This window comes from [Chlorobium] sp. 445 (genome assembly GCA_002763895.1).
Taxonomy (GTDB): domain Bacteria; phylum Bacteroidota; class Chlorobiia; order Chlorobiales; family Thermochlorobacteraceae; genus Thermochlorobacter.
This window is the reverse complement of sequence record NSLH01000001.1, coordinates 14,310-39,797: the sequence shown is the minus strand read 5'-3', so window position 1 is coordinate 39,797 and position 25,488 is coordinate 14,310. Positions and strand designations below refer to the sequence as shown.

The following is a 25,488-nucleotide window of genomic DNA, read 5'->3' as shown; positions in this document are numbered from 1 at the left end:
CACCTTGTTGTAAGTTAGGCACGAACTTCTAAGACTTCAGCACAATCAATCGACGGTCAATATGCAACTGAAAGTGAAATATGTTGTTATACAGTCAGTAGTGTATCTCAGCGCAATGTTGATATCTCTAAGTAGTTGCCGCTTTTCACAAGCTCAGCCCTCGACCAGCGAACATCCAGCACAGGATTCACTTAAGCAGCAAAAGTTTTCAGTAACAGAGCAGCCGCAGTTCTCCTATGCGCAATTTCCGCAAGACCGTGCAGTTTATCTCTTCGGCGAAAGATTGCCGTTCGAAGACGATGAAGTCTTTGAGCGCTTCGAGCGTGAATACATCTACAATATCAACGACCGTGCTCAGATGATCATGTACATCAAACGTGCGGGTCGATTTTTCCCTTACATTGAAGCGCGCCTGAAAGCCGATTCACTGCCCGATGACTTTAAGTACTTAGCGGTTGCCGAAAGCCGACTGATGGATTTGCGCTCGCCTGCCGGCGCCGCTGGCATCTGGCAAATTATGCCCGATGTTGCACGAAGCTACGGTCTGGTGGTCAATTCCATTGTTGATGAACGCTACAACTTGGAGAAAGCTACGAGTGTTGCCATTCGCTATCTCAAAGAGGCGTACAAAAAGTTTGGCAATTGGATCATGGCAGCGGCATCATACAATATGGGTATGTCTGGCGCAAAAGATGAACAAGACTATCAAGCCGAGAAAGACTACTTCAAACTCTATCTCAATCGTGAGACAGCGCGATATATCTTCCGCATTGCGGCTATCAAAGAAATTATGGAGAATAAAGAGCGCTATGGCTTTGGTGATGTTATCCCCTACAAGCCCATAGAGACAAAAGCCGTAGAGGTCAAGAAAGAAATTGCTAACCTTGGGCTCTGGGCAAAGCAGCAAGGCACATCTCTCAAAATGGTGAAATATCTTAACCCTTGGATTCGCAGTCGCTTTGTTCATGCTCCACCTGCACAAACAAAAGTCTTTACAATTCTACTGCCCAAAGACAATACCACAGATGCACCGCTTGCACCTTATGCCTACAAAATGGATAAGGAAAAGCTAGCCAACACAGCGCAAGGTTTTTACATTGTCCGCGAAGGCGATACACTAGAAAGCATCGCTAATCAATGCGGATTAGAGGTCAATGAAATTCGCTTGCTCAACAAACTCAAGGATGGTCAAACAATTCAAGTGGGGCAGCAACTTCGAATTGCGCCCTAGCAACATTTGATGGACATGCAGCGATGGATTGTCTTCTATGCCATAGTTATCTTAGCTCATGCTGCACTTGCACAAGAGCCGCCGCAGACCCTTGCGCCTGTTGCACAGTTTCAGATGGCACGTGCACTTGCCATTACGACGCTTGGCGAAATTTTCGTGCTCGATGGCGCACTCTCTCGCCTCTATAAACTTGACCAAAACGGTCAGAAGATCGCTCATGTCGGTGGGTTCGGCATAGACCGCGAAGCCTTCGATAACCCACTTGACCTTACGACAGATGGACTGAATGTCTTCGTAGCTGATCGTGGCAATCAGCGCGTCTCGCAATTCGATCGCAATCTCAATTTTGTAACGCTCTTGCAACATCGTCCCACTCCTATCACCTCCTTAGGACTTGCACGTGAGCCAGCTACATCTGCTGGTCAGCTTTGGCGCCCTATTAGCTTGTCGCTTTCTGGACAAGGTGACCTCTACATTCTCGACGAAGCGCAGCGCCAAGTCATTCGTATCAATCCGCTGACCTTTGCTTCTGAACTCCAGCAACGTCAGAACCCCACACAATTTCAATTTGGCGGATTTGATGCTGGTGCAGGTAATCTTATCGACCCGCAGTGCGTGCAAACCAGTCGCAGTGGAAAAGTCTTCGTCAGCGATAGAGGTGCGCAAGCGGTGTTTGTCTACGACTTGTTTGGCAACTTTGTCATGCAAATTGGCAAAGGCATGCTCCATGCGCCGCGCGCGTTAGGCATCGGTCTTGTCCCTGAAACCATAGGCGGTGAAAAAGTACTCCAAGAGTGGCTGTTTGTCATCGATGAGAGTGCTTTGCTCATTTTCCGCGCAGAGCAAGAAACAGGCTTCAAGTTTCTTGGGAAAATTACTGCGCAGAGCTTTAGCCAAATTACGAACACAGAAGTAAAGTCTCTGGTCGATGCTGCTTGGCTTGGCGAGACACTTTATCTTTTGACTGAAAAAGCATTGTATTTTATACCGCGCAATATGCTAAACCTTTCTGAATAGCCTTCAATGCACTGTTACATGCAAGTCAAGTGTTTGCTTTTTGCTACTCTGCTCATGCTGAGCACCGTTGCAGACATTCATGCACAAAAACTCAATCTCGATAGCCTCAAACAACTTTTGCCTGTCGTAAGCGATAGTGCGCGCTACGAGCTTTACATTAAACTCTCCGAAGAGACACCGAACGACAGCGCGCTTTACTTTGCTGACCAAGCGCAGCAAGTTGCTATCAAACTTGGCTCAAAGAGCGGTGTAGCACGCTCACTGCGAGCCTTTGGCGACTATCATTATGCGCAAGCCAGCTTTGAGGGCGCTTTGGAATACTACGATAAAGCACGCTTGCTCTACGAAAGTGATAACAATCTCAGTGGCATGGCGGAAATTTCTAAACGCATGGCCTTCATTCAGCGCACACAAGGTCGATATGCCGAAGCGCTCGAGTATGCCTTTCAAGCCCTCAAAAACTATGAAAAGCTTGAGGAGACACGCAGCGTAGGCGATATGCTGCGCTTCATCGGCTTTGTCTACAACGACCAAGAAAATGAAAAGTCAGCCATGGAATACTTCCGCAAAGCCTTGAAGGTTGCTGAAGAACTTGATGATGAACTAAGTAAAGCCATCACGTTGCGCAGTTTGAGTGAACTCTTGGATAAACAAGGCAATAGTGCACAAGCTCTTGAATATGCAGCAAAAGCCCTTGCGATTATGCAAGAACTTGGTGATGCTTGGGACGTGGCGACCTCAAACCGCTATCTTGGCAGAATCTATCACAATCGTCAAGATTATGACATTGCCATTGACTACTACAAAAAAGCATTAGCTGCGTTTGAGAAACTTGGTGATAAGCAAGCCGAAGTCAACACGCGCCGTTTTCTTGCCGAAAGTTACTACGCACAACGTCGATATGAGCTTGCAATTGCACAAGCTGAGAAAGCATACGAGATTGCTGATGAGATTGGCATGCAGAAAGGCATTAAAGAAACTGCACGCACTTTGGCTGATATTTACGATGCACAAGGCAATGCGCGCCGCGCACTGATGTTCTACCGCAAGTATGTAGAAATGAAAGACCTTTTGCTCTCATCGGAAGTGCAAAGCAGCATCGCTAATCTTCAAACTAAACTTGCTGTCGAAGAAAAAGCACAGCGCATCAAAGCCTTGGAGTTAGAACGCAGTCAACAGACTTTATTGCGCAACTCGATTATTGCTGGCTCTGTTTTGTTCTTTGCTATTGTCTTGCTTGTGTTCTCAAGCTATCGCGCCAAGCAGCAACAAAACACACGCTTGCAACATGCACTCAAACAACTGCGTGAGACACGCGCACAACTTATCTCCGCTCAAAAAATTGCATCTGTCGGAAAACTTGCTACAGGCATGGCACATGAACTCCAACATCCGCTTCATTCTGTCTATCGGCTTACTGAGTTTTCCAAACAACTCCTTGCTTCACTGAAAACCGACATTCAGACCACAGAGATCACTGACGAGAGAAAGATACACTTGCAAGCCACACTTGAGCGCTTAGAGCAACATGCAGAAGAGACCTTGCAGCACAGTGCGCATGCAACTGCACTCATCAAAAGTGTGCTGGAATACTCGAGCTTGCGTGCTAGCGAAACCACAGATGCGAATCTCAATGCACTCATTGCCGACACGCTTAAAGCCTCATACCGAATGTGGCAAGACAAATACAGCGATTTTGAAGTTGTGCTTTCAGTAGAACTCAGTGAGAGACTTGGCTCACTTAAACTTTCCTCACAAGAAATTCGCTATGTTCTTTTTAACCTTTTCAACAATAGCTTTGATGCCATGCACGAGAAGCAAAAAAAACTTGCTGCTGCTGACTACAAACCAGAACTGCGCGTTGTGAGCCGTGTTCAGAATAAGATGGTGGAAATTTGCGTGCGCGATAATGGCATCGGTATTGCACCAGAGCTCAAAGAAAAAGTCTTTTTACCTTTCTTCACCACAAAGCCCACTAGCGCAAGGCACACAGGCTTAGGATTGTCAGCCGCTCACGAAATTATCAAAGGTTATCGTGGCGAGATCACGATTGAGAGCAAACCGGGCGAATGGACAGAAGTGCTCATTAAACTGCCCGTTGAGCACAACGAGGAAACGTTATCCTAATGAAAACTTGCTAAATTGGCGCAAGAAACTTACGCGACCTTAGCATAAGACTAAGCAAGAGAGAGAAAGTGTGTCGTTGAAACTTGAGCATTCATATTTAAATCAGATTGAAATCAGAACTTGAAAGGAGCCTGTTGGCAATGCTGACGACGGAAATCATACGACAGATGCCGAAAGTTGCACTGCACGATCATCTTGATGGCGGCTTGCGTCCGCAAACAGTAATTGAGCTTGCGCGTGAGCAAGGCTACCGTGGATTGCCGACTACGGATGCAGGTGAGCTTGCAAAGTGGTTTTTTCATGGTGCAAACAAAGGCAGTTTGCCTGAATATCTTGCAGGCTTTGCACACACTTGTGCGGTGATGCAAACACCTGATGCCTTAGAGCGTGTTGCCTTCGAAATGGTAGAAGATATGTACAACGATGGCGTTTGCTACATAGAAACACGCTTTGCACCTGTCTTTCACACGCAGAAGGGCTTGCATTGGGAAGATGTTGTGCGCGCAGTTTTGAAAGGTCTCGAGCGCGGCGAACATCAATTTGGCGTGAAAGCCCGGCTCATTATTTGCGCTATGCGAAACTTAGATAGCCAACACTCATTGGACATGGCTCAATTGGCGGTCGATTTCCGTGATCGTGGCGTCGTCGGCTTTGACCTTGCCGGCGAAGAAGGCGGCTATCCAGCTAAAAACATGTTGAAGCCTTTCACTATTGCCAGCGCGAAAACTTCAACATTACGATTCATGCTGGCGAAGCCTTTGGCAAAGAATCGATCTGGCAAGCCTTGCAATGGTGCGGGGCTCATCGCATTGGACACGCTACCCGTCTTATTGACGATATGGCTGTGCTCAACAATGAAGTCATCAAACTTGGCACACTCTCGCAATATGTGCTCGATAAGCGCATTCCGCTGGAAATCTGCTTATCGTCAAACATCCACACAGGTGCGGCACGCAGTTTTGCCGAACATCCCTTTTGGATTTTCTACAAAAATCGTTTCCGCGTTACACTCAATTGCGACAACCGTTTGATGAGCCAAACTACCATGACTCAAGAATATAAAATTGCGCATGACGTCTATGGCTTAGGTCTTGATGACTTAGAACGACTTTCTATCAACGCTATGAAAAGCGCATTTATTTCATACGACGAACGCGTTGATCTTATCTTCAATGTAATCAAACCCAAGTTTGCTCAGTTGCGTGCACAACTTCATTCGGAGCAAGCCAAACCCGCCTTGGCAGAGTAGTCATCGCGTGCAGTTTTGCAGCACTTGCTGCTTGTGTTTCTCAAAAAAACTAACTGAATCTCAATGAGCTACAAATATCTCCTTGTCTCAAAGGAAACAGACAGTCATATTGCCGTTGTGCAGTTTAATCGCCCAGAGGCACTCAATGCGCTCAATTTCGAATTGATGGATGAATTGCTCAATGCGCTCGAAGCACTTGAGCATGACCCTGATGTCCATGCAATAGTGCTGACGGGCAATGAAAAAGCCTTTGCTGCAGGCGCCGATATCAAAGAATTTGCCGCACGCACTTCAGCACAGATGCTGGTGCAAAATCCTCTTGAGAAGTGGCATCGTATTGAGCGATGCTCCAAGCCACTGATTGCTGCGGTCTCTGGATTTGCCTTAGGTGGCGGCTGTGAGGTGATGCTGATGTGCGACCTTGTCGTTGCCTCTGAAACCGCAAAGCTCGGACAGCCTGAAGTCAACATCGGAGTCATTCCCGGTGCAGGCGCCACGCAGCGCCTCACGCGCCTTGTCGGCAAATTCAAAGCTATGGAACTCATTCTCACTGGGCGCATGATTGATGCCAAAGAAGCTCTGGACTTGCGTCTGGTCTCAAAGGTTGTACCTGTTGCAGAATATCTCGAAGAAGCCAAGAGACTTGCGCGTGAGATTGCCTCAAAATCGCCGGTCGCAATTCGTGCTGCCAAAGAAGCAATTCGTGCTTCACTCAGCGGACTTGATGAGGGCTTAGCCTTTGAACGCAAAAGTTTCTACCTGCTCTTCGATACCGAAGACAAAAAGGAAGGCATGCAAGCCTTTATTGAGAAGCGCAAACCACAGTGGAAAGGGCGCTGAATCCCAGCATGGTTCTTAGCTAATTAGGCGTAGATATTCCCAGCCTTCGCCTGCAAGGTCTTCATAGGAAATACCATCTTTTTCGTTGCCAGGCATAATATAGACGGCATCACCGAAGCAGTATTCGAAATCAAAGTAGTTGATGGCAGCGATGAGCTTGGCAAAAGTTTCACGGTCAGCGTAGGCCTCTTCAGGTATTTCATCAATTAGTTCCGCAAGTTCATCGAGCATGGGTGAGGCTTCCAAAAGAAAAATCAGAGAGATGACCACGTAGTATTTTGAACTGCTAAGGCGCATGATCTCATCGACACTTTCGCCAACTTCTTCTTCTTCGGTTGCGATATTGGCTTCAATGTCGTTGATCCAATGATTAAACTCGCGCTCAGCAGCACTGGCATCGGTAATGAAATCCCAGAAGCCATACTCAAAATAGGGTATAGCTTCTTGCAACTTTGATGTTAGGCGTTTGAAGAAGCGGCGTTTTTGTTCGGGCGTTTCATCATCCACACTCTCAGCAATCAGACGATGCAGTTCTTCACGGAGTGTTTCTTTGCCGTAGTAGTTAAATGCCACTTGAACGGCAAAAAATGCCATTTCTTTCGGTCGTCTTTTACCAAGTAATCTGGAGAGAAATCCTCGTCGTGTCATTAGTCAGTAACACAGTTTTGAGTTATGAAGAAAATCCGCTGCGACTTCGTCCAAACGAGCCGAATCGCCCTGCACGAATGCCTGTAATGCGCCCTGTTGTAGAGGAGATGCGCGTTGAGACTCGACCGAACCCTGTTGGCTTTACGCGACCGACACCTGTAACAGCGCCTGTCGTGCGTCCTGAGAATATTGTTGGACGACGAACTGGCGTATAATTTGGGCGCGAAATCGTGCCCGGTGCCGCCAGACGGCGATAGTAGTCATAGTTGTAGCGCGGATAAAAAATGGGCGATGGCAAAAACATCGGATAGTAGAAGAAAAACCACGGTGCAAATCCAGGGAATCCACCGTAGTAATAAGTCTGATAGATCGACGCTCGCTGCTCTGTCGGAGCAGTATTTGCAGCTAATGAACTTGAATCGACAGCAGCTTTGGGCAACTCTGCCCCATTGAGGCTGCTCACATCACTTGTTAGTGGCTTAAAGTCCGAGAGTTTGATCATAGAGACCGCCAAGCCTTTTTCTCTGTAACTTGCAAAATCATCGTTGAGGTCATCTAATTCTTGTTCACGACTTTCATCAGGTGAGCAGTACAGCACGCTCTTGAAGCCAAGTTTTTCAAAGTTCTCGGCAGACGGGATTTTCGCCATATAGCGGTTATCGAACTTCGTTTCGGCATCGGTTGCTTCGTTGTACGGCGCCAGTCGATTGCTATCGAGTAAAAAAACTGCTGGAGCTTTTTCGGGACGCGTTTTTAGCTTTGTGCGAGACTTCTTCAGCAAAATAAAGCATTGCACCTAGCGTCTCTTGTGACGGCACCACCCCCAGCGGATGGGGCCAGTTATCAAAGCAAATGACAAGATGTGTAACATCAGCCAGTGCCGCTCCAAACGCCACAGCCTCTGCCCCTGCGATATCGACTACCAACGCCACGTTCTCAGGGTCTTTGCTCTGCTTGAGCAGTTCTTTCATACCTAAGCCCCGCGAATACGCAACTTGCATCGCCGGTGTGAAAATGGGCGACATCTGACCTCTCAGAGACGGCTGCGAAAGCGATTGCACTAAGGTGGTTACTACAAATGGTTTTAAGTCCGCACGTGAGGGCTCATACGCTTTGAGCAGCGTCTCAGGGTCTAAGTAGGCAGACCAACCCAGCGAGTTCAGGCTGTCTTGCGATGTTTTGCCGTTCAACACCAGGGGCTTATCTGGGGCGCCGACATTCCAGCCTTCTTGGCGCTGCAATTCGGTCGTATCCATACTCACCTCTTGCTCATCATCGATGTCGCATCCTTGAAAAATTCCACTGGCAGATAGAATTGCTGACAGTGCGGTCAGTTTGACAAGCCGTTTGTTGGCGTCGCGCCGTGAGAGCATTTCTCTCCACCACTCTGCGCCAAACTCTGGATGCTGTTCGTTTTGCATCACTTTACTCCGTCTAGTTTATGCTTGAATCAATAAATACAGCAGCGCAAGGTGTTGTGTAGTCCGTTGCCGTATGAGAGACGCGTGTATAAAATCCGCAGGCTTTACCGCCAATAAGATAGACACCAAAATTTGCAATTCCACCTCTTTTCAAACACTCTGCTTCAAAAAAACGCTGCGCCACCCAACGCTCTTTTATGGCTTGCTCTAAGGAAAGTTTCCACGAAGTTGGCGTTGTGAATTTTCCAATGATCACTTCTGCGCCTTCGCAGCCGTAGTCAGATTTCAGTACCCATTTCTCTTGTTCGCACAGCAAGGTCTCGATATCCATATCCACCAGCCGATGTGTTTCAGGAATGTACGCTTGAATTGCAGCTTGTGATTCAGGCGAAAACGCCGCACGATATTTCCACAGAAATGCCATTGTGAGTTTGTTCTGTGTCAGCACCGCCCCGAAAGGATTGAGCACGGATACTCGTCCTTCTTCTTCTGCTTCAAGCATCGCCAAAAGTTCGCGATGCATCGGATAAGGATCGGGATAGTCTTCTTCATCTAACCACACTGGTTCTCGTTCGCCCCACCAGTCGGTTTTGTAGTGGCGTATCGCAATATCAATCGGTTGAGAGAAAAGACACAGGGCGTTCTTTGTTTTGCGTAAATTCAATGGCGAACCCAAGACCACCGTAAAGCCGCGCCGTTCAAACCAACTTTTGTAGAGCAAAATCATTGAGAGATCTTCAGGCAAATCTGTTGGATAGATGATTCCGATTGTAGGTTTTTCTTTCGGCTCTCTGACATCGGCATGATACGCCGCCAGCAAGGCAGTGATGAAGGTGTCTTCAAAATTAGCATTTGGGTTACGGGCATGCGGGACGCGCTTGTGCAACAGGTCGTTGAGCAAGACTGCTTCTGCTTCACCGCTGGGCGTGTCGCTATTCATTTCGCAAATTTTGATGCCGCCACCGTGTTCCTCAAAGACATCAAGCCGCGCAATAAAGTGCCAACGCCCGCCAGATGTGAGCCACATTAATTTTTGGTATGGCGTCAGACCAAAGAATGTGTCAAGATAGTCGGGCTGTCGCCAGACCAGTTCTGCTAGTTCATCATAGACTTTACCGATTGCTTCTGCGGCAGTATAAAGCGCCTGTTGTTGAGTTTCTGAGATTAAAATTGGCTCAAGCAAAAAACGCTCTTCGCCATAGAGCCATGGGTCGCTTAGGATGTTGGTACGATAGAGCACTTCAGCAAAGGCTTGGTAAGCCTTGCCATAAGCGGGTGTGCCACGCACAAGCGTAGCAGGCAGCTGTGTGGCATCGAACTTAGATGTCGTCATCATCTTTGTGATAAAGCATCATGAAATCTTCTCTTCAAATCAAGCGCGTAATGAGCATTGCAGTAGCAATGTAGGCTGCTGCTTCAATTGCCCCCGCGGCGATATTGCGGTCTCGACCAATTTCCTCATCGAGTGTGCCGCCGTAGAGTGCAAAACTGCCGCCCACCAGCAAGCCTTGCACTAAAAATTGACGAATCGGATAGAATGCTACCACTACTATCATTGATTTTGCATAAGCCAGTAAGCCTGGCACATAGCCAATAAATTCACCTTTGATACCTTTCTGAACGGCAATCCCTATGCCAATCATCAAGCCAGAGTAACTTAGTGCTGCCGCAATGTTGCCGCTTGCCAGTTCTTTTGCGTCATCGTACGCTGTGAGAAATCGAAAGAGCCATGTTACAATAATCAGCGTGAGTTGTCCGATAAGAAAGAAGACGAGTGAGGCCAGCGCTGCGCCGCCTTCGGAGAGAGCAACTTCATTCTGCCCTGTATTTTCGCCTGACACCGCAGCGGCAATTACTGATGAAGTTGCAATAAAACGCGCAGCTGCCACGATTCCTACAGCGACATTGCCTTTCTGCACTTCTTGCACATAATCCACACCGTGAAAGAGCTTAAAGCCAAAAAGCGAGAGCAGTGTAAGCAGTATAATTCCGCTTATGCCCCAGAGTGCTACAAGACCTGCATCTACTAGCAAACTCTGATGTCCCTCACCCGACAATACTTCGCTCGTGATTTGCACCACACCAAATAAAAATCCCGATAAAGCAATTCCAATAGCCGTTTTGTCATCCTTCTTAATTACCTCTGTCATATTTGCCTTAAAGATGAACTGATTAACGAGGCGAGCAAGCACAAGCATCACCACCAAAGTGGCACTAATGAACAAAATGGAGTCCCAAGCCATATTTGTAAAGTTTCGTTGGTTTTTTGCAACGCAAACAAAAAAGATACATCAAATTAGCAATTCTTGCTAAGCCCCACCCCTACGAGGGTATCAGAAGATTAGCATAAGTTTGCCTAAAGCCATTTTTTGAAATAATTTTCGATATCTACGGACGTTGCAACGATTTAGGAGCAATTAAGCGTTTTAGTAGCGTTTTATCAACAAAAATTCGCCAAAAAAACGATGCTATCTATCGCTACAATTCTCATCGTGAGCTATCTCATCGGATCCATTCCGACGAGCATCATTTTGAGCAAGTGGCTGAAAGGGATTGACATTCGTGAGTATGGCAGTGGTAATGCAGGAGGCACGAATGCGTTTCGAGTTTTGGGCTGGAAAGCAGGTCTGTTTGTTACGCTTGTCGATATGTTCAAAGGCATTGTTGTAGTGCTGTGGGTAGTTGGCTTTTTTACTTACAACCAACTCGATAAGTTGCCTGAAATGAATAAAGTCGTGCTGCAACTTTTGGCAGGCACTGCTGCAGTGATTGGACACATTTACACGGTATTTGCGGATTTCAAGGGTGGCAAAGGTGTCAGCACCGCTGCGGGCATTATGTTTGGCATTGCACCTGTAACTATGGCTATCACTGTCGGGCTTTTTCTTGTGATTATGTTTGTCTCGCGCTATGTCTCGTTAGCCTCTATGCTGGCTGCAATCTGCTTTCCTATCATTGTTGCCTTGCGCAAGCATCTGGTTGGTGCTGACGGCATTGACTACGAAGTCAATCTTTTTGGGTCACCGCACTTCATTCACGATAGTTTGGATATCACCTTAATCGTCATTGGTAGTCTGATTGCCCTTGGCATTGTCTATACGCATCGTGCAAATATCCAGAGATTGCGGCTCGGTACAGAAAATCGTGTCAACTTTTTCTCGAAGCAAAAATAGCTTAAGCGCTATGCGTTGCGGCGACTGATGATGGCTTAGGCACATCGGCAGCGCCGCCCTTTGCCTTGATGAATCTGTCTTTGACCAACTGCCTGCTGCGTCTATCACGCTGTATGTTTTGGCGGGAAAAAGAACTGCAGTGGTGCGGCTTTGAATCGCTTCCAGACTGTACCTGCAAGTGCCCGTCCCTCTTTGAAATTTGCTCGCCGTGAACTTAGCGCCAATGAGAGTGAGAGCCCAAAACTGAACAGAAAGTTCATTGTACCAACAAGAAATACACTGAGTGAAATCATCGCAAAATCCCAAGCAGTCAATTGATCCCACAGTTGTGCGGCTGCCATTGCTGAACCGCCAGCAGCAATCGTAACATGACGAACATCCAATGGCAAGCCTGTGATGACCCCAAGAATCGGTACAAATCCTAAGGCAAAGCCTAAAAAGAGATTGCCCATCAATCCACCTAAATTATGCTCAAGATAGTCGCCGATGCGCGTCAGCCACGATGCTGGCAACCACCGTCGCCAAAAACGATGTTGCTGCACACGCAAGCCTAAATTTGAATACGCCACAAAGTTGTCGAAATAGCCTGATACAAAGCCACCTGCATAGAGAATGGCGCCGGTCAGCATCGCATACACCACTGTCAGGGATTTGAACGGATGAAATGCAGCAAGTGTGCTCAAGGCTTTTTCTTCATTAGCAATATGTGAACCTGAAATCCAATACCAGAGCCATGAGAGCGCAAAGGCTAATGGGATGACCACAATCAAATTGCCTAAGAAGGAAGCAAACTGACTGCGTGAGATTTTGGTAATCAGATCCGCTGCAGTCTCAAGGTTCAGTGTGTCAGTATCTTTAGAGTCAAGCGAGCGCGCCAGTGCCGAGGCGGTCATCGCTGGCTGCTTAGTTGCCAGAGAAAAGTGAAAGACTTGCATCGTGATAAAACTGCCTGCATAGTTGATGCTGTATAACAAGCCACTTAGCAATGGTGCAGCGCCAAGGTAGGCGATAAGAAACTTAACCCAGTTCGTGAAGGCGATGACAAACCCGCCGCCCATTGCCGCTAAGATAAACTCTTTGTACTCCTTGCGCGTCGTTGTAATGTAATGCTCACCTGTCCGACTCGTATGTTCAGCCACTTTGTAAGCCAGCAAACTTGTGTTCTCTCGGAAGTGTTCACCTAAGTCGCGCTGAAGGTTGATGTCGCGAATCAGATCCTTGAAAAAATTTGCAGCTAGCATAGCACGATTGGTGTGCTCAAAAGGAGAAATCAGACGCAAGAGTTTTCTCATGCGATTCATGGCACGCCGGATTCGATACAGTAGATAGACCTGCTGAATGCTCACACCTTTCGCCGCTTGATTTTCTCTCATGGTTTCCAGCAGCTCATGACATGCCACAATTGAGCTCAACGCGCGCTCATATTGCGCGGTGAGTTGTTTCTCCTCAATTTTGGTAGGCGAGATCAAAAACTTTTGATATAGTTCAATGTAATTGCCCACCTCTTGTCCCAAAAAGATAAACGGGGAACGCCCTGCGTCTAGCGCAGCCACACGCGCAAGCACTTCGGGCTCCAGCCCCATTGCTACAATACGGTGCGAGAGTATCAAGACCGATTCTGCGATTGCAGAAGACAGCGTACCAGAGGATGTGATTGCACCATCAGCATCCAGCAACTGCCACAACTCTACCAAAAGCGAACTAGGAATTACTTTCATCCACTGATAATCATCGCGGTTCGGGAAACACTCTTCCAAGAGATCTAACATTTCATTCGGGTCGGGCAGTGGCGGCAAAAGCTTTTCACCAATTCGCTTGAAGACTTCTGAGGTAAAACTTGCATGTACAGCAACTCCAACTTCGGTAAAGAGTCTCACATAGTTGTGCTTCTCAAGTAATCGGCGCAAATAATTTCGCGTCTGGAGGAGTGTCTCAGGCGAGGTGCGCAGCATATATTTCAAAACTTCCAGGCGCTTGATTACTTCTGATGTCGTTTCCTGACGCTGGGGGCGCAGCGCTTGAATTACATCATGCAGCCATTTTCCGCCGTCATCTACGGTCTCTTTCGGTATATTGGCTAAAACTTCTTCGATCTTGAGATGAATCGACGGTGATGTTTTGAGTAATGAGAGCATATTTCGTTAAAATTTTGAACATGGTTGCTTCAATCAAGAAAGCATCTGTCAGCTAGAGAGTGATCGGTAGCATGCTGTAACGCATAACTTGGAGCATCGGTTTCTAGCTCATAAGAATGCATTTACAAAAATACAAAACATCATTCTTGCTATGAGCATCTCCATTGCAGTTCTTGGGGCAGGTAGTTGGGGCTCCACTTTAGCGATTTTGCTTGCAGAAAAAGGTCATCAGGTTTTTCTTTGGGCACATCGCAAGGAATTTGCTGACGAGCTCAACGCCACACACGAAAACAAACGCTACCTGGCAGGTGTGCGCATCCCTGATACCATTGAGATTTCATCGGATATTCATCGTGCCACTGACGCCGATATGATCGTTGTCGCCACACCCTCTCAAGTGGTGCGCGAGACGCTTACGCATCTGAAGTCTTATCCTTTCAACCACGTCACTTTCGTTAATGTCTCCAAAGGTATCGAGCTGGGCACTGGCATGCGCATGTCGGAAGTAACACAGAGCACCTTACCGCAAGTGCCTCTCGAGCAGATTGCAGCGCTCTATGGACCAAGCCACGCTGAAGAAGTTAGCCGACATCAGCCGACCACGGTTGTTGCCGCAAGCATCAGTAAAGACACCGCACGCAAAGTGCAAGACGTATTCCGCACTACCATGTTTCGTGTTTATGCCAACTCCGATTTGGTCGGCGTAGAAATCGCTGGCTCAGTCAAAAACATCATGGCAATCGCCGCAGGTATCGCTGATGGCATTGGCTACGGCGACAACGCTAAAGCAGCGATTATTACACGCGGACTGGCTGAAGTTACACGGCTCGGGATGCGTCTCGGCGCAAAACCACTGACATTTTCCGGTCTTGCTGGCATTGGCGATTTGGTGGTTACCTGCTCAAGCAAACATAGTCGCAATCGCTATGTCGGTGAACAAATCGGCAAAGGCAAAACCTTAGAGCAAATTCAATCTGAAATGGTCATGATTGCAGAAGGCGTGCCTACAACGAAAGCTGTCTATGAACTCTCGCAAAAACTTGGCGTCGAGATGCCTATCACAACCGCTGTCTATGAAATGCTCTTTCTCAAAAAGGATCCAACTCAACTCGTCTATGAGCTTATGACACGTGAGCCCAAAGATGAACTCACTGAATCGCTTTAGGTGCGCTAATTCAAAATCTCCCAACTGATGCCGAAGCGAATCCCGCGCTGTTGCAATGGGAAAATTGGTGCACGAATTATAGACACTCCGGGCAAATTCTCCCACATCAAAAATGCTGTTGCGCTCCCAATTTTTGCCCAAACCTGAAAGTCTACACGCCCTAAGGCACCCTGCACACCAAATTGCAAGTTGTTATCGACAAGTTCAGTACCAGAGCGCTCGTATAAGTTGAAATAAAATAGCGTCTGACGCTCACTGTTGCGCAGCGATGCTGAGAAATCCGAAAAGGCAAAACCTGCAAACCCAATTTTGAGATCCAGTGCGCCGCGAAAGAGCTTGTCGTGAAAAAAAATACCGAAACTGCCATACAGGCGTGGCACATAGAAAATGCGGCTCGTCGTTGCATCACGTTCATCGGGCACGGGCTCAAAGATAAATGCAGCTTCGTAGTCATTATCTGGCGCTTGCACAATCGTGTAGTTGAGTACTGCTGTTGCATCCAGATATCCCTCGATTTTCCACAGTTTAGTTTTGAGACTGATGCCTACTCCTGTATAGGTCAAAGTCAGGTCGGTCAGTGAGCGAAATCGTGCGCGGTAAGCCAGCGTCGCTGTATCAATGCGTTGCAGTGTTTGCACAGCTACGAGCGGCGAAAAGACCTGATTATTCAGAAACGAGACACGCACACTGAGCAGACTATCGAGCAAGAGTGTGCTACCGGCTTCAAACTGCCGCACCAGTTCACTTTGCCACTGCAGAGAACCGCGTAGCTTGTCGTCGCGCGAGAAGACTTCTTGCAATGTCGGGAAGCGTGTTGTAAAGGAGACATTGAGAAAGCCGCCGATGCTGGAGTTAGGTAGCGGCAAAGGAAAGGCAATCTCGCCACCGAACCCGCTGTTCAGTGCTGTACCAATAAAGTCATTGCTGTTCGTGTTCGAAACAGAGAAGGTTTGCGAGCTTAGTGCGCCTCCAATTTCCAAATCTTGACCAAAGAGCAAATTCTCAATACGAATTTTGCCACCTGCATTGAGCTCGAGCGTTGCTGTTGTTGGCAGAAAGAGTGTATCGCCCGCTGCATTTTGCAGTGTATTCTGTGTGTTGAGCCTATCGAGCAAAACACTTGCTTTACCTTGCAAAGACAGAATCCAAAGCTGGAGCGATTGCTTAGCGCCAAGCGCAAAGCGTGTTGAATTTTCAAGGTCGGAAAAGGCTGGGAGCTGTTGCACGCTATCCGGCTTGGTTTTCACAAACTGTCGCTCAAAGCGTCCTACATACGCCCAAATCTTGAAGAGATTGAGAGAATCTTGCATAAAGGGTAGCGCCGTTTGAAACTCACCCTTGATGAGATTAAGAAACAAACCACGGCGCGTGAATTGATTGACAATGACTGCGTTACGCGAATCTAAGCGATCGATAAATCCAAGGCTTTGCGAGAGATCAATACCACCGAACGGCAGCATATTGACAGTGTGGTTCTCGAGTGCTAACATCGCAAAGGTGCGTGCAGAGAATTGGTAGCGCAAGCGCGCGCGAATGTAATTGCCCAGACTGTTTGAACCGAAGCGTTCTATGCCAAATGCATTAAGATTGGAATAATTGCCATCTGTACCTTCGTATTTATAGCCTGCGTAAAAATTGAGTCGGTCGGAAAGATTGATAGAAAATGTCGCGTCAAACTTGGTCGTTATGCCTGCAAATTGAAAGTATCGTGCTTTGACATAGCCTTTGAGTGCCGTCAGACGCTGCGTATGCGATTCTAATACCTGTGGGGCAGAAGATTCCGCAAGCGATCTATAGCCTGTAAAAAATGAGAGTCGTGAGAAGGCTTCGCTTGAAAGAAAATTGAACGGTGCAATGCGAGAGACAGGATCGTTAAGCAGCATCTCATCAAGCAGCACGTGTTGATGACGCATGCCCAAGCCACCATAAAGCAATTCATTGATTTGTCCGAACTCACTTTTGTCACGCAAATAAAAATGGGCTTGTTCAGAAAAAAAATCTTCAACGAAGCGGTGATACAGCATATCACGCGCCGAATCACGCACGAAGTATGGTGTTGAGAAAAGCGAAGGGGTCTCGTAGAATTTGTAAAACAGCTTGAGTGAATCCTGCGGCGACAGCGCTTTAGCTGGCAGACTTGGTGGCACTGCAGCAGTTGAATCACTTGACGGTAAGCGCACATCGCCTGTTAATGTATCAATCAAAGGCTTGCCTTGTGGGAGTAGCGGCTCGCTGGGCACGGTGTCGCGTGGCGCATAACAGACTTGAAGCACATCAGCGCTGGCATGCAACCTTAAACTCGAGTGGTGATTACTCTGCGCAAGAGATACCTCACCCAAAAAAGAGAACAGTAAAAGCGCGAAAATGGTTAGAGCTTGTAATTGTCTGAGCATTGAGCCTCTCGGCGTTTGCAAAACAGCAAATAGTTTGGCAATATAAGATATAGAGGCAAATTGCGCTGCAGGTTCCAACCTGTTCCATTTTCAATGCCCAGATTGCGTATGATACGCAAAGACGAAAAAGAAAGGCAACTAATTGGTAACTAATTGTATATCACTTACGAATTAATGCACATTAAGAGCAGACACTGACGGCTCACTCAAGTTTAGTTTCAATTCAAAGTTTTGTATTCTAAAAACAGAGCGGCACTTAACGCTACAAACAGAAGTGAGAAAGAGAGGAAAAATTTATGGCAAACAACTTCTTTGATTTTGACGATAACAACGACAAAGCTCGCGGTAAGGAAAAACCAAAATTTCCGACAGCAATCTGGTACGTCATGGCTATTCTCATCTTGATTGGCATTCAGGTTACTTTTTTCTGGTCGAATACCACGACAGAATTGCCATATAGTCAGTTTCGCAAAGAATTGGAACGCGGCAACGTAGAGTCTGTTAAGATTTCACCATCGCGCATCTGGGTGCATACCAAAGAGGAATTGGTGTTCAATAGCCCTGCTAATTCTCTTATGCGCGCACGCCCTGCAACCAAAGACTTCTATACGATTGCACCGATGATACTTGCAAATAGCGAGTTTGTCAAAGAGTTAGAGGACAAAGGCGTTAAGTATCAGTTTGTGCAAGATGGCAATTGGTTCACAGACATTCTGCAGTGGATTTTCCCCTTTGTGATCTTGCTGGGCATCTGGATGTTTGTCTTCCGCCGCATGAATCCCAATTCGCAAGTGATGAATATCGGCAAGAACAAAGCTGCACTCTACGAAGAGCCAACCGACGGTAACCGCATTACCTTCAAAGATGTGGCGGGCTTGGAAGAGGCTAAAGAAGAAGTGATGGAAATCGTTGATTTTCTGAAAGATCCAAAGAAGTTTACGAAACTTGGTGGCAAGTTACCCAAAGGCGTCTTGCTCGTCGGTCCGCCCGGTGCTGGCAAAACACTGATGGCAAAAGCCGTTGCTGGTGAAGCTGGTGTGCCGTTCTTTTCGCTCTCTGGCTCGGATTTTGTGGAGATGTTCGTTGGTGTAGGTGCCGCACGCGTGCGCGACCTTTTCCGCACCGCAAAAGAAAAAGCGCCATGTATCATCTTCATTGATGAAATCGATGCCGTCGGTCGCTCTCGTGGCAAGGGCATGATGATGGGTGTAAACGATGAGCGCGAAAACACACTTAACCAACTGCTCGTTGAAATGGATGGCTTTGCCACCGATAAAGGGGTCATTATCATGGCAGCCACAAACCGTCCCGATGTGCTCGACCCTGCCTTGCTGCGTCCTGGACGCTTTGACCGACAAATCGTCATAGATAAGCCTGACCTTAACGGTCGGATCGATATCTTCAAAGTGCATACGAAAAATATTCCTCTCGGAAAAGATGTGGATATTCGGACACTAGCTTCACAGACGCCTGGTTTTGCTGGCGCTGAGATTGCCAATGTCTGCAATGAAGCCGCGCTACTGGCCTCGCGTCGTGGTAAAGAAGCTGTAGAAATGATTGATTTTCAGGATGCCATTGAGCGTGTGATTGCTGGTTTAGAAAAGAAAAACAAAGTCATCAATCCGAAAGAGAAGAAAATTGTGGCGTATCATGAATCAGGTCATGCGATTGTCAGTTGGCTCTTACCGGGCAACGATCCGCCGCAAAAAGTTACTATTGTCCCACGTGGTGTCAGCGCGCTGGGCTACACGCTCAACACACCGCTTGAAGACCGTTATCTGATGACAAAGCAAGAACTCTTTGCACGCATCTGTGGTCTGCTTGGCGGACGTGTGTCAGAGGAAATTGTCTTCGGTGAAATCTCTACAGGCGCTCAAAACGACTTAGAGCGCGTAACAGATATTGCCTACAGCATGGTCGCCGTTTATGGCATGAGCGAAAAGTTAGGCTATCTCTCTTTTGCCGACACCAGTAATGCGTTCTTACAAGGTATTGGCATTGAGAAACGCTATGGCTCTGAAATCGCGCATTTGATTGATGCCGAAGTCAAACGCATTGTCGATGAAGCGCACGAGGCGACACGCAAACTGCTTATGGATAACCGCGATAAGTTGGAGAGAATGGCACAAGAGCTTTTGAAACGCGAAGTGCTCACTTACAAAGATATCGAAGATATTCTCGGCAAGCGTCCCAATTTAGACGATATGAACACCAACAAAGACCTTTCGCAAATTGCTGCTGCCGACGAAACGGTTGCTGTTGTTGTGGAGTCTTCAACCAACACGATGGCAGTTGAGGAACGTGCCGCGTTGGAAGCTGCTGTTGAGAAACTCAAAGCCAAGCGCGCGCATGAAAATTGAGCATTAGCTAAGAACATCAACGCACACATAACAATGCAAACACGCATTTATGCAATTGCCTCAGGCAGAGTACAAGGCGTCGGGTATCGCTGGTTTATTCAGCATCACGCTGAACAATTTGGTCTTTCTGGCTATGTGCGTAATCTGCCAGATGGTAGAGTCGAGATGGAATTGCAAGGTGAGAGTGCGATGGTTGAAGCGCTGTTGGAAAAAGCACGCATCGGTCCTTGGGCTGCACAGGTTAGCAGCTTGAAAGTGGAACCTCGTCCTGTACAAGCGCTCTTGCAACCAAACTTTGAGATTCGCCGTTGAAAAAAGTAACGGCTCTCGTAAACCGCTAATTGTGAAAGGAGTTAGACTATGACACGCACACAAAGTTTTATCATCGGCGTCGCCTCGTTCGCTGCGGGGGTCGCAATTGGACTGCTCTTTGCACCTAAGTCAGGCAAAGAATTACGCAAAGATATCAGCGATTCCGCCCAAAAATTACCTCATCTTTACGAGGACCTCAAGTTACCCAAACTCTCGTCCAGTGATGTCGAGCGCGACTTGATTAAGTAGCTCCTGCTACCGTCGCAAGATGTATTGCAGTTGCTCAGGATACTGCCGAAGCAGTCGCAAACGCTTCGGCAGTGTTACTGTCGCTTGAAGTGCACCAGTCGTATCTGCAACAATGTCGTTGTAATTGACCTGCACCATGATGTCTTCTGGTCGTAGCGCTTCCAAGTCGCTGACGGCACCACCAATTGTGAGTTTGAGTTTATTCGGAATCAATGTAACGGTTTGTACTGCGGGCGCACCGACCAGTTGTATCGGGACATCAACCAGTTCAATTTGAGCCAGTCTGTCAGCCGTGCCGCTTAGCATCACGCTACTTGGGGTGACAGAAAGATAAGGCGATAGATTATCGGCTAGCATTGCCCGCGTTGTGAAAGTCCCTTTCAAGTCCGTACTCTGCGGAATGACTTCCCAAAACTCAATTGGCTCTACTAGACTGGCAGCACCTGAGACTATCACGCTGTCTGGTTTCAAAGTGTAGTCAGTAATTACAAAGCCACTTGCTGGTACAATTGTTTGAGCGAGACGCAACGGCACTGTTTTCATCACTTTTTTCTCTAAGCTCACCATCAGTTGCGCGGGCTGCACTTCTAATACGGTCAGTGCTTCGGGCAGCGGCTTGATATACTGTGCTGCACTCGGCGTTGTCTCAATTACTAACATAGATTTTTGCAATTCATTTGCTAGATCAATTGTCCACTCTGCGCGCGTAAGATAAAACGCAAGAATTTTCCAGCCTTCACCTGAGACCTTTACATTTACTTGCTTAGGCAAGCCCGAACTTACAGCCTGAAGCGCACCTTCCATTTTGATACTTACAGGCAAGCTAAATGTGGCAACATACTGTTTCGACAGCGCTACAAAAAGCCACAGAGATATGGCAAAGAGCAATGAACCAAAGAAAGCAGGCACACGCGCCCAAACTTGCTTGACCATTTATAGCAAAGACTTCTTTAGTGGGGAGGATCGGATTGCTCGGCAACACCTAAGAAAGATACTGTGTGGGCTCTGAGGGATTCGAACCCCCGACCTACTGGGTGTAAACCAGTCGCTCTAACCAACTGAGCTAAAAGCCCGATTTCGCTCTGTCTCAAGAATGAAATATAAACTTAATGTTTTGTTTTTGCTTTGCAAAATACTTTGCTCACGCTACAATTGTCTGTACAAATTTCTGTTTTGGAAATTTAGCATAAAATGCATTACTTTAATTGTTTTAAAAATTGCAAAACCGCACAGCGTCGCCCGAAAGACGGTCGACTGAAAGGAATCATATGCACAAGGCCCTCCTAGAAGAACAAGTTGAATCTGTTGCGGCTCAACTCCCCGCATTACCTGCCAATGCCAAAGAATTTTTCATAAAATTCATGCCGATTTTTGTAATTGTCAGTCTAGTTTTCAGCGGACTTGCTTTGATTGGGCTGCTTGGACTTGGAGTATTCGTGATTTTCTCGCTTTCACTAGGTATCACCATCTTACTTAGTCTCTTACTCACCATCGCTCAAGTCGTTATAATGGCGCTTGCCCTGCCTGGGATCTTTGCTAGAAGACGCGACGGATGGGTATGGCTATATTATGCAGAACTTCTCTCTATCATAGTTAGCATTATCAGTATCAGCATCCTAGGTGCGCTAATTAGTCTGCTCTGGTTATATGTACTTTTTCAAGTGCGCGAGATGTACACAGAGTCAGGCGTAGCATAGGCGCGCATGGTCAAGTCTGTGCAGTAAGTTTTTTCTAACTCTTCATTATAGATGACTCAGCATTGGTGCACTAGCCTTACAGGGTTGTATTACTCTGATGCAGCTAAGTTAGCTTCTTGCATTGCGCGTTTTACATCTACACGCAGCAGCATAGCTAAGCCGATGAGAAAGAGCACAATGAGAGAAAGGATCCCGAAGCGCAAGCCGCCAAAAATTTGATTGGCTAAGCCAAACACCAAAAATCCAATCCATGATGTGCCCCGCTCCGAAATTTCGTAGAATGAAAAAATTCTGCTTCTTTGCCAGACGGAATCATCTGAGAGAAGAGACTTCGACTCAGGGCTTGTGAGCCGCCCAAGACGATAGCTACCACAGCAGCCATTAGCCAGAACTGCACTTCTGTTTGCAAAAAGCCATAGGCGTAAATTGTTGTGCTGCTCCATATTACCAGTGTAATCACGATACTTGCTTTTGCACCTATCCATCCTGCAAAGCGTCCGAAAGCGATGGCGCCGATGAAGGCTAAGAACTGGACCATTAAGATGACTTGAATCAAGGTCGAGGACTCCAATTTAAGTTCTTCTGCACCGAAGACGGAGGCTAAGGCAATTACAGTTTGAACACCATCGTTGTAGAAAAGATAAGCCAGCAAGAATTTGAGTGTTTCAGGCAATGAGCGAATATCACGCAGGGTCTTGCGCAGTTGTTTGAGGCTCACGCTGAGGTATGTTTCACCGTCAGGCAGCATGCGTCGTGCGCGTCGGGCACGCAAGCGTGCAAAGGTAATTTGCGCAAAGACTAACCACCAGATGCCCGCTGAAGCTAAGCAAAGACGCACTGCTAAATCTGTTGAAATGTTCAGTGCTTCTCGGAATGTAAAGAGCGCAAGGTTGAGCATGAGCAACACGCCACCGCCTAAGTAACCTAAACCCCAACCAAATGAAGAGACTCTATCGCGCTCTTCGGGACTTGCAATGTCGGGCAAATAGGCATTATAGAACACAATGCTTGCTCCAAAAGCCAGATTTGCAATAATGTAAAGCCCTGCGCCCAACCAGTGCAATCCTGATGAAAGAAAGAAAAACAGTATTGTTGCCAGCGCGCCGAGAGTACAGAAAAATTGCAAGAAAAATTTGCGCAAGTACGAATAATCAGCGATTGCACCTAAGAGCGGTAGAAACAGCACCTGTAAGATGACCGACACCGCCGTACAATACGCAAAGAAAGAATCATATTTAATGGGAATTGCCAAGAAATAAATCATTCCATCTGCATCTGCCACATCTTTGACAAGGTTAGTTAGATACGGTCCAAGAAATACGGTAACCACAGTAGCGCTGAAGGCACTGTTTGCCCAATCATACATTGCCCAACCAAAGATTTCATGCTTGTCATTTTGCAAAGTCGCTTGGGAGACGTTTGTAGGCTGACTCATAGATTTGAGCATGAAGTTTGCAACACAAGTTACAAATCATTTTGATTGCTAAAAAAATGCGTAGATTCATTGAACGAAAGAACTATGTGGCAAAGCGACCAAGATTTTAAGTATCGCCAGAAGCGCGCAGCGATGGTTGAATCGCTGCGACAAGCAGGGATTACAAACGAGCGCGTGCTCAATGCATTTCGTGCAGTCAAGCGCCATCTGTTCTTGGATTCTGCACTCTGGGATAGCGCCTACGACGATACCCCACTGCCGATTGGACAAGGTCAAACCATCTCCCAGCCTTTCACTGTGGCATACATGACGCAACTTATCGCGCAGCATTATCCTGCAGGTAAGAAAGTCTTGGAAATCGGCACAGGGTCAGGTTATCAAGCTGCAATTCTCTATGAACTTGGTTATCGCGTCTATACCATTGAGCGTATTTCTGAACTCTACGAGAGAGCCAAACGCATTTTTGAAGCCTTAAGTCTCAAGGTAATGACACGCTTAGGTGATGGAACTTTGGGCTGGCCCTCAGCTGCTCCGTTTGATGCTATTCTCGTAACAGCTGGCTCACCTGATGTACCGTCTTCGCTTTTGGAGCAACTTGCTGATGATGGGCGCTTAATTATTCCTATCGGGAGTGCAACTAAACAAAAAATGAGCCTCTTTCACCGTCAAGGCAATACCATTTACGAAACGCATCTGTATGACTTTGCTTTTGTGCCGCTTATCGGCAAAGAAGGTTGGAGTGAGACATAAACCCCAAGCCGTGCGAAAAAGAAAATCTCGTTTTGCCTTGCTGCACAGACTTACCCCAGAATAACGCGTACGGTATTGATGATGTAGTGCAAGGCTTGTTCAACGGCATCTGTGCGCTCATGACGCACGATGATAAAGCCTTCACCTTCGTAAGTGCCAGTGGGCACTGCGTTGAACTGTGGCACTTGCATATCGGTGATGAGCGTTCCATACTCACGCATGACGTCGTCTAAGCCAATGACAGTTTTTACTACGCCATACCCCTGACCACGTAGAAAAGCAACGCCGCTGGCGTATCGCTGTGTCGGCACCGAGAATTGATCATAGACCATCAGGCGCACCCACTCTTCATAGAGGTTGCAGTCAAACGCCCGAGAGTGAAGTGTCAGAATCTGTGCACCGGGCGGACGCACTCCGACTTCAGAAATTGCCACACTGCCATTGCTGCGCCTAAACCATTCCAAGTGCGAAATTCCAGTGCCGAGTCCTAAGCAAGCCAGCGCTGCTGCACCACTTTGGCAAATGTCGTGATACTTTTCGCTTTCGGCATCACGTGGCACCACAATGCGCCATTGAATCCATGGGTTTTGCATCACATCTAAGGCATTAGGCAAATAGCGCGAAACAGATTGCCAGATGGCTTTGCCATGGTGCATCACCGTTTCAAGTGAGTGTTCTTGGCCTGTGATGAACTCTTCAGCAATGGCCTCATTTTGCTTACTTGGGTTGAGTTGTGCAAGTGCTGCATCAAGTTCAGCGTAGGTTTCTATGCGGAATGTAGAGGCTGAGCCCGCACCGCGTAGTGGCTTGAGAATGAGCGGGAAGCCTACTTGCTCTGCAAAATCGTATGCCTCACGCCTTGAGTGCAACTGCCGAAATCGTGCACAAGGAATCTGATGGGCATGAAAGCACCGCTTCATCTCGGCTTTATCGCGGAAATTGCGTGCTACCTGTGTGCCTACGCCCGCAATACCAAGCTTTTCGCGAATCCATGCCAGTGGCTCCTGAGCTTGTTCATTTGAGGAAAAAATGGTGTCAATCTTGCCGAAGTAAAGACGCATTTTTTCAGCTGCATAGAGTAGTTCATCTGTATCAACAAGTGAGTGTGTTTTCCAGTGCGCTGCAAGGTGTGCGCGAATGTGGACTGGCAATTGCTCTTGTGCAAAGGCACTAATTAACCCCAGTGAAATATCCGGGAACTTCGTAAATGCATCCAGTGTCGCTAATGTACTGGCATTGCATAGCGGCGCAACGAAGATAACAATCGGCATGTCTGTTGATAGAAA

At 47.3% G+C, this 25,488-nt stretch carries 20 protein-coding genes, 1 tRNA gene and 2 pseudogenes; 12 read left to right on the top strand and 11 right to left on the bottom strand.

What is annotated here, in order from left to right; translation table 11 throughout:
* The first annotated feature begins 61 nt into the window (after positions 1–61).
* The 5 genes and pseudogenes from CMR00_00185 to CMR00_00165 all read left to right on the top strand — a co-directional run bounded on the left by CMR00_00185 (position 62) and on the right by CMR00_00165 (position 6,464).
* Positions 62–1,231, top strand: a complete 1,170-nt coding sequence (locus CMR00_00185; protein PIO49146.1) for a murein transglycosylase — start codon at positions 62–64, stop codon at positions 1,229–1,231.
* A gap of 9 nt (positions 1,232–1,240) precedes the next feature.
* Positions 1,241–2,248, top strand: coding sequence for a hypothetical protein (locus tag CMR00_00180; GenBank protein ID PIO49145.1), 1,008 nt, complete (start codon positions 1,241–1,243; stop codon positions 2,246–2,248).
* Between the two features lie 6 nt (positions 2,249–2,254).
* Positions 2,255–4,375, top strand: a complete 2,121-nt coding sequence (locus CMR00_00175) for a hypothetical protein (protein ID PIO49144.1) — start codon at positions 2,255–2,257, stop codon at positions 4,373–4,375.
* A 131-nt stretch (positions 4,376–4,506) separates the two neighbouring features.
* Positions 4,507–5,624, top strand: a pseudogene (locus tag CMR00_00170) (adenosine deaminase).
* Between the two features lie 63 nt (positions 5,625–5,687).
* Positions 5,688–6,464: an enoyl-CoA hydratase gene (locus tag CMR00_00165; protein ID PIO49143.1), complete on the top strand. Its 777-nt coding sequence runs from the start codon at positions 5,688–5,690 to the stop codon at positions 6,462–6,464.
* Positions 6,465–6,479: 15 nt separating this feature from the next.
* On the opposite strand, the gene CMR00_00160 is transcribed toward CMR00_00165, so the two are convergent.
* From CMR00_00160 to CMR00_00140, 5 genes are all read right to left on the bottom strand, one after another.
* A complete protein-coding gene (locus CMR00_00160; protein ID PIO49142.1) occupies positions 6,480–7,112 on the bottom strand; it encodes a hypothetical protein in 633 nt (210 codons plus the stop codon).
* Positions 7,113–7,134: 22 nt separating this feature from the next.
* Positions 7,135–7,761 carry a hypothetical protein gene (locus CMR00_00155; protein PIO49141.1) on the bottom strand — a complete coding sequence of 209 codons (627 nt, stop codon included), beginning with the start codon at positions 7,759–7,761 and terminating at the stop codon, positions 7,135–7,137.
* Positions 7,762–7,822: 61 nt separating this feature from the next.
* Positions 7,823–8,533: a hypothetical protein gene (locus CMR00_00150; protein PIO49140.1), complete on the bottom strand. Its 711-nt coding sequence runs from the start codon at positions 8,531–8,533 to the stop codon at positions 7,823–7,825.
* 13 nt (positions 8,534–8,546) lie between these two features.
* Positions 8,547–9,869: a hypothetical protein gene (locus CMR00_00145; protein ID PIO49139.1), complete on the bottom strand. Its 1,323-nt coding sequence runs from the start codon at positions 9,867–9,869 to the stop codon at positions 8,547–8,549.
* Positions 9,870–9,900: 31 nt separating this feature from the next.
* A complete protein-coding gene (locus CMR00_00140) occupies positions 9,901–10,776 on the bottom strand; it encodes a hypothetical protein (GenBank protein ID PIO49138.1) in 876 nt (291 codons plus the stop codon).
* A 222-nt stretch (positions 10,777–10,998) separates the two neighbouring features.
* Here CMR00_00140 and CMR00_00135 point away from each other — a divergent pair, with 222 nt between their 5' ends.
* A complete protein-coding gene (locus CMR00_00135) occupies positions 10,999–11,706 on the top strand; it encodes an acyl-phosphate glycerol 3-phosphate acyltransferase (GenBank protein ID PIO49137.1) in 708 nt (235 codons plus the stop codon).
* Between the two features lie 104 nt (positions 11,707–11,810).
* Here the strand turns inward: CMR00_00135 and CMR00_00130 are convergent, their stop codons facing one another.
* Entirely contained in the window at positions 11,811–13,841 is a 2,031-nt protein-coding gene (locus tag CMR00_00130) for a hypothetical protein (GenBank protein ID PIO49136.1), read from the bottom strand.
* A 157-nt stretch (positions 13,842–13,998) separates the two neighbouring features.
* Here CMR00_00130 and CMR00_00125 point away from each other — a divergent pair, with 157 nt between their 5' ends.
* Complete coding sequence (locus CMR00_00125; protein PIO49299.1) at positions 13,999–15,006, top strand: NAD(P)H-dependent glycerol-3-phosphate dehydrogenase; 1,008 nt, start codon at positions 13,999–14,001, stop codon at positions 15,004–15,006.
* Positions 15,007–15,011: 5 nt separating this feature from the next.
* Here the strand turns inward: CMR00_00125 and CMR00_00120 are convergent, their stop codons facing one another.
* Positions 15,012–17,477, bottom strand: a complete 2,466-nt coding sequence (locus tag CMR00_00120; protein ID PIO49135.1) for a hypothetical protein — start codon at positions 17,475–17,477, stop codon at positions 15,012–15,014.
* Between the two features lie 218 nt (positions 17,478–17,695).
* Between CMR00_00120 and CMR00_00115 the strand changes: the two genes are divergently transcribed.
* Genes CMR00_00115 through CMR00_00105 form a run of 3 tightly spaced genes read left to right on the top strand, consistent with a single transcriptional unit; the run spans position 17,696 to position 20,320 of the window.
* The gene (locus CMR00_00115) at positions 17,696–19,759 is read left to right on the top strand and encodes an AAA family ATPase (GenBank protein PIO49134.1); all 2,064 of its coding nucleotides are present in this window, start codon (positions 17,696–17,698) and stop codon (positions 19,757–19,759) included.
* A gap of 33 nt (positions 19,760–19,792) precedes the next feature.
* Positions 19,793–20,071 carry an acylphosphatase gene (locus CMR00_00110; GenBank protein PIO49133.1) on the top strand — a complete coding sequence of 93 codons (279 nt, stop codon included), beginning with the start codon at positions 19,793–19,795 and terminating at the stop codon, positions 20,069–20,071.
* Positions 20,072–20,119: 48 nt separating this feature from the next.
* A complete protein-coding gene (locus tag CMR00_00105) occupies positions 20,120–20,320 on the top strand; it encodes a hypothetical protein (protein PIO49132.1) in 201 nt (66 codons plus the stop codon).
* 6 nt (positions 20,321–20,326) lie between these two features.
* Here CMR00_00105 and CMR00_00100 read toward each other — a convergent pair whose 3' ends face one another.
* A complete protein-coding gene (locus tag CMR00_00100; protein ID PIO49131.1) occupies positions 20,327–21,253 on the bottom strand; it encodes a hypothetical protein in 927 nt (308 codons plus the stop codon).
* A 66-nt stretch (positions 21,254–21,319) separates the two neighbouring features.
* Positions 21,320–21,393, bottom strand: a tRNA-Val gene (locus CMR00_00095).
* Positions 21,394–21,588: 195 nt separating this feature from the next.
* Between CMR00_00095 and CMR00_00090 the strand changes: the two genes are divergently transcribed.
* Positions 21,589–22,017, top strand: coding sequence for a chromate transporter (locus CMR00_00090; protein ID PIO49130.1), 429 nt, complete (start codon positions 21,589–21,591; stop codon positions 22,015–22,017).
* 89 nt (positions 22,018–22,106) lie between these two features.
* Here the strand turns inward: CMR00_00090 and CMR00_00085 are convergent.
* Positions 22,107–23,464, bottom strand: a pseudogene (locus CMR00_00085) (MFS transporter).
* Positions 23,465–23,536: 72 nt separating this feature from the next.
* Here CMR00_00085 and CMR00_00080 point away from each other — a divergent pair.
* On the top strand, positions 23,537–24,202 hold the full coding sequence (locus tag CMR00_00080; protein ID PIO49129.1) for a protein-L-isoaspartate O-methyltransferase: 666 nt from the start codon (positions 23,537–23,539) through the stop codon (positions 24,200–24,202).
* A gap of 50 nt (positions 24,203–24,252) precedes the next feature.
* Here the strand turns inward: CMR00_00080 and CMR00_00075 are convergent, their stop codons facing one another.
* Positions 24,253–25,473 (bottom strand): hypothetical protein, encoded by a 1,221-nt coding sequence (locus CMR00_00075; protein ID PIO49128.1) that lies wholly within the window; start codon positions 25,471–25,473, stop codon positions 24,253–24,255.
* Positions 25,474–25,488 lie beyond the last annotated feature (15 nt).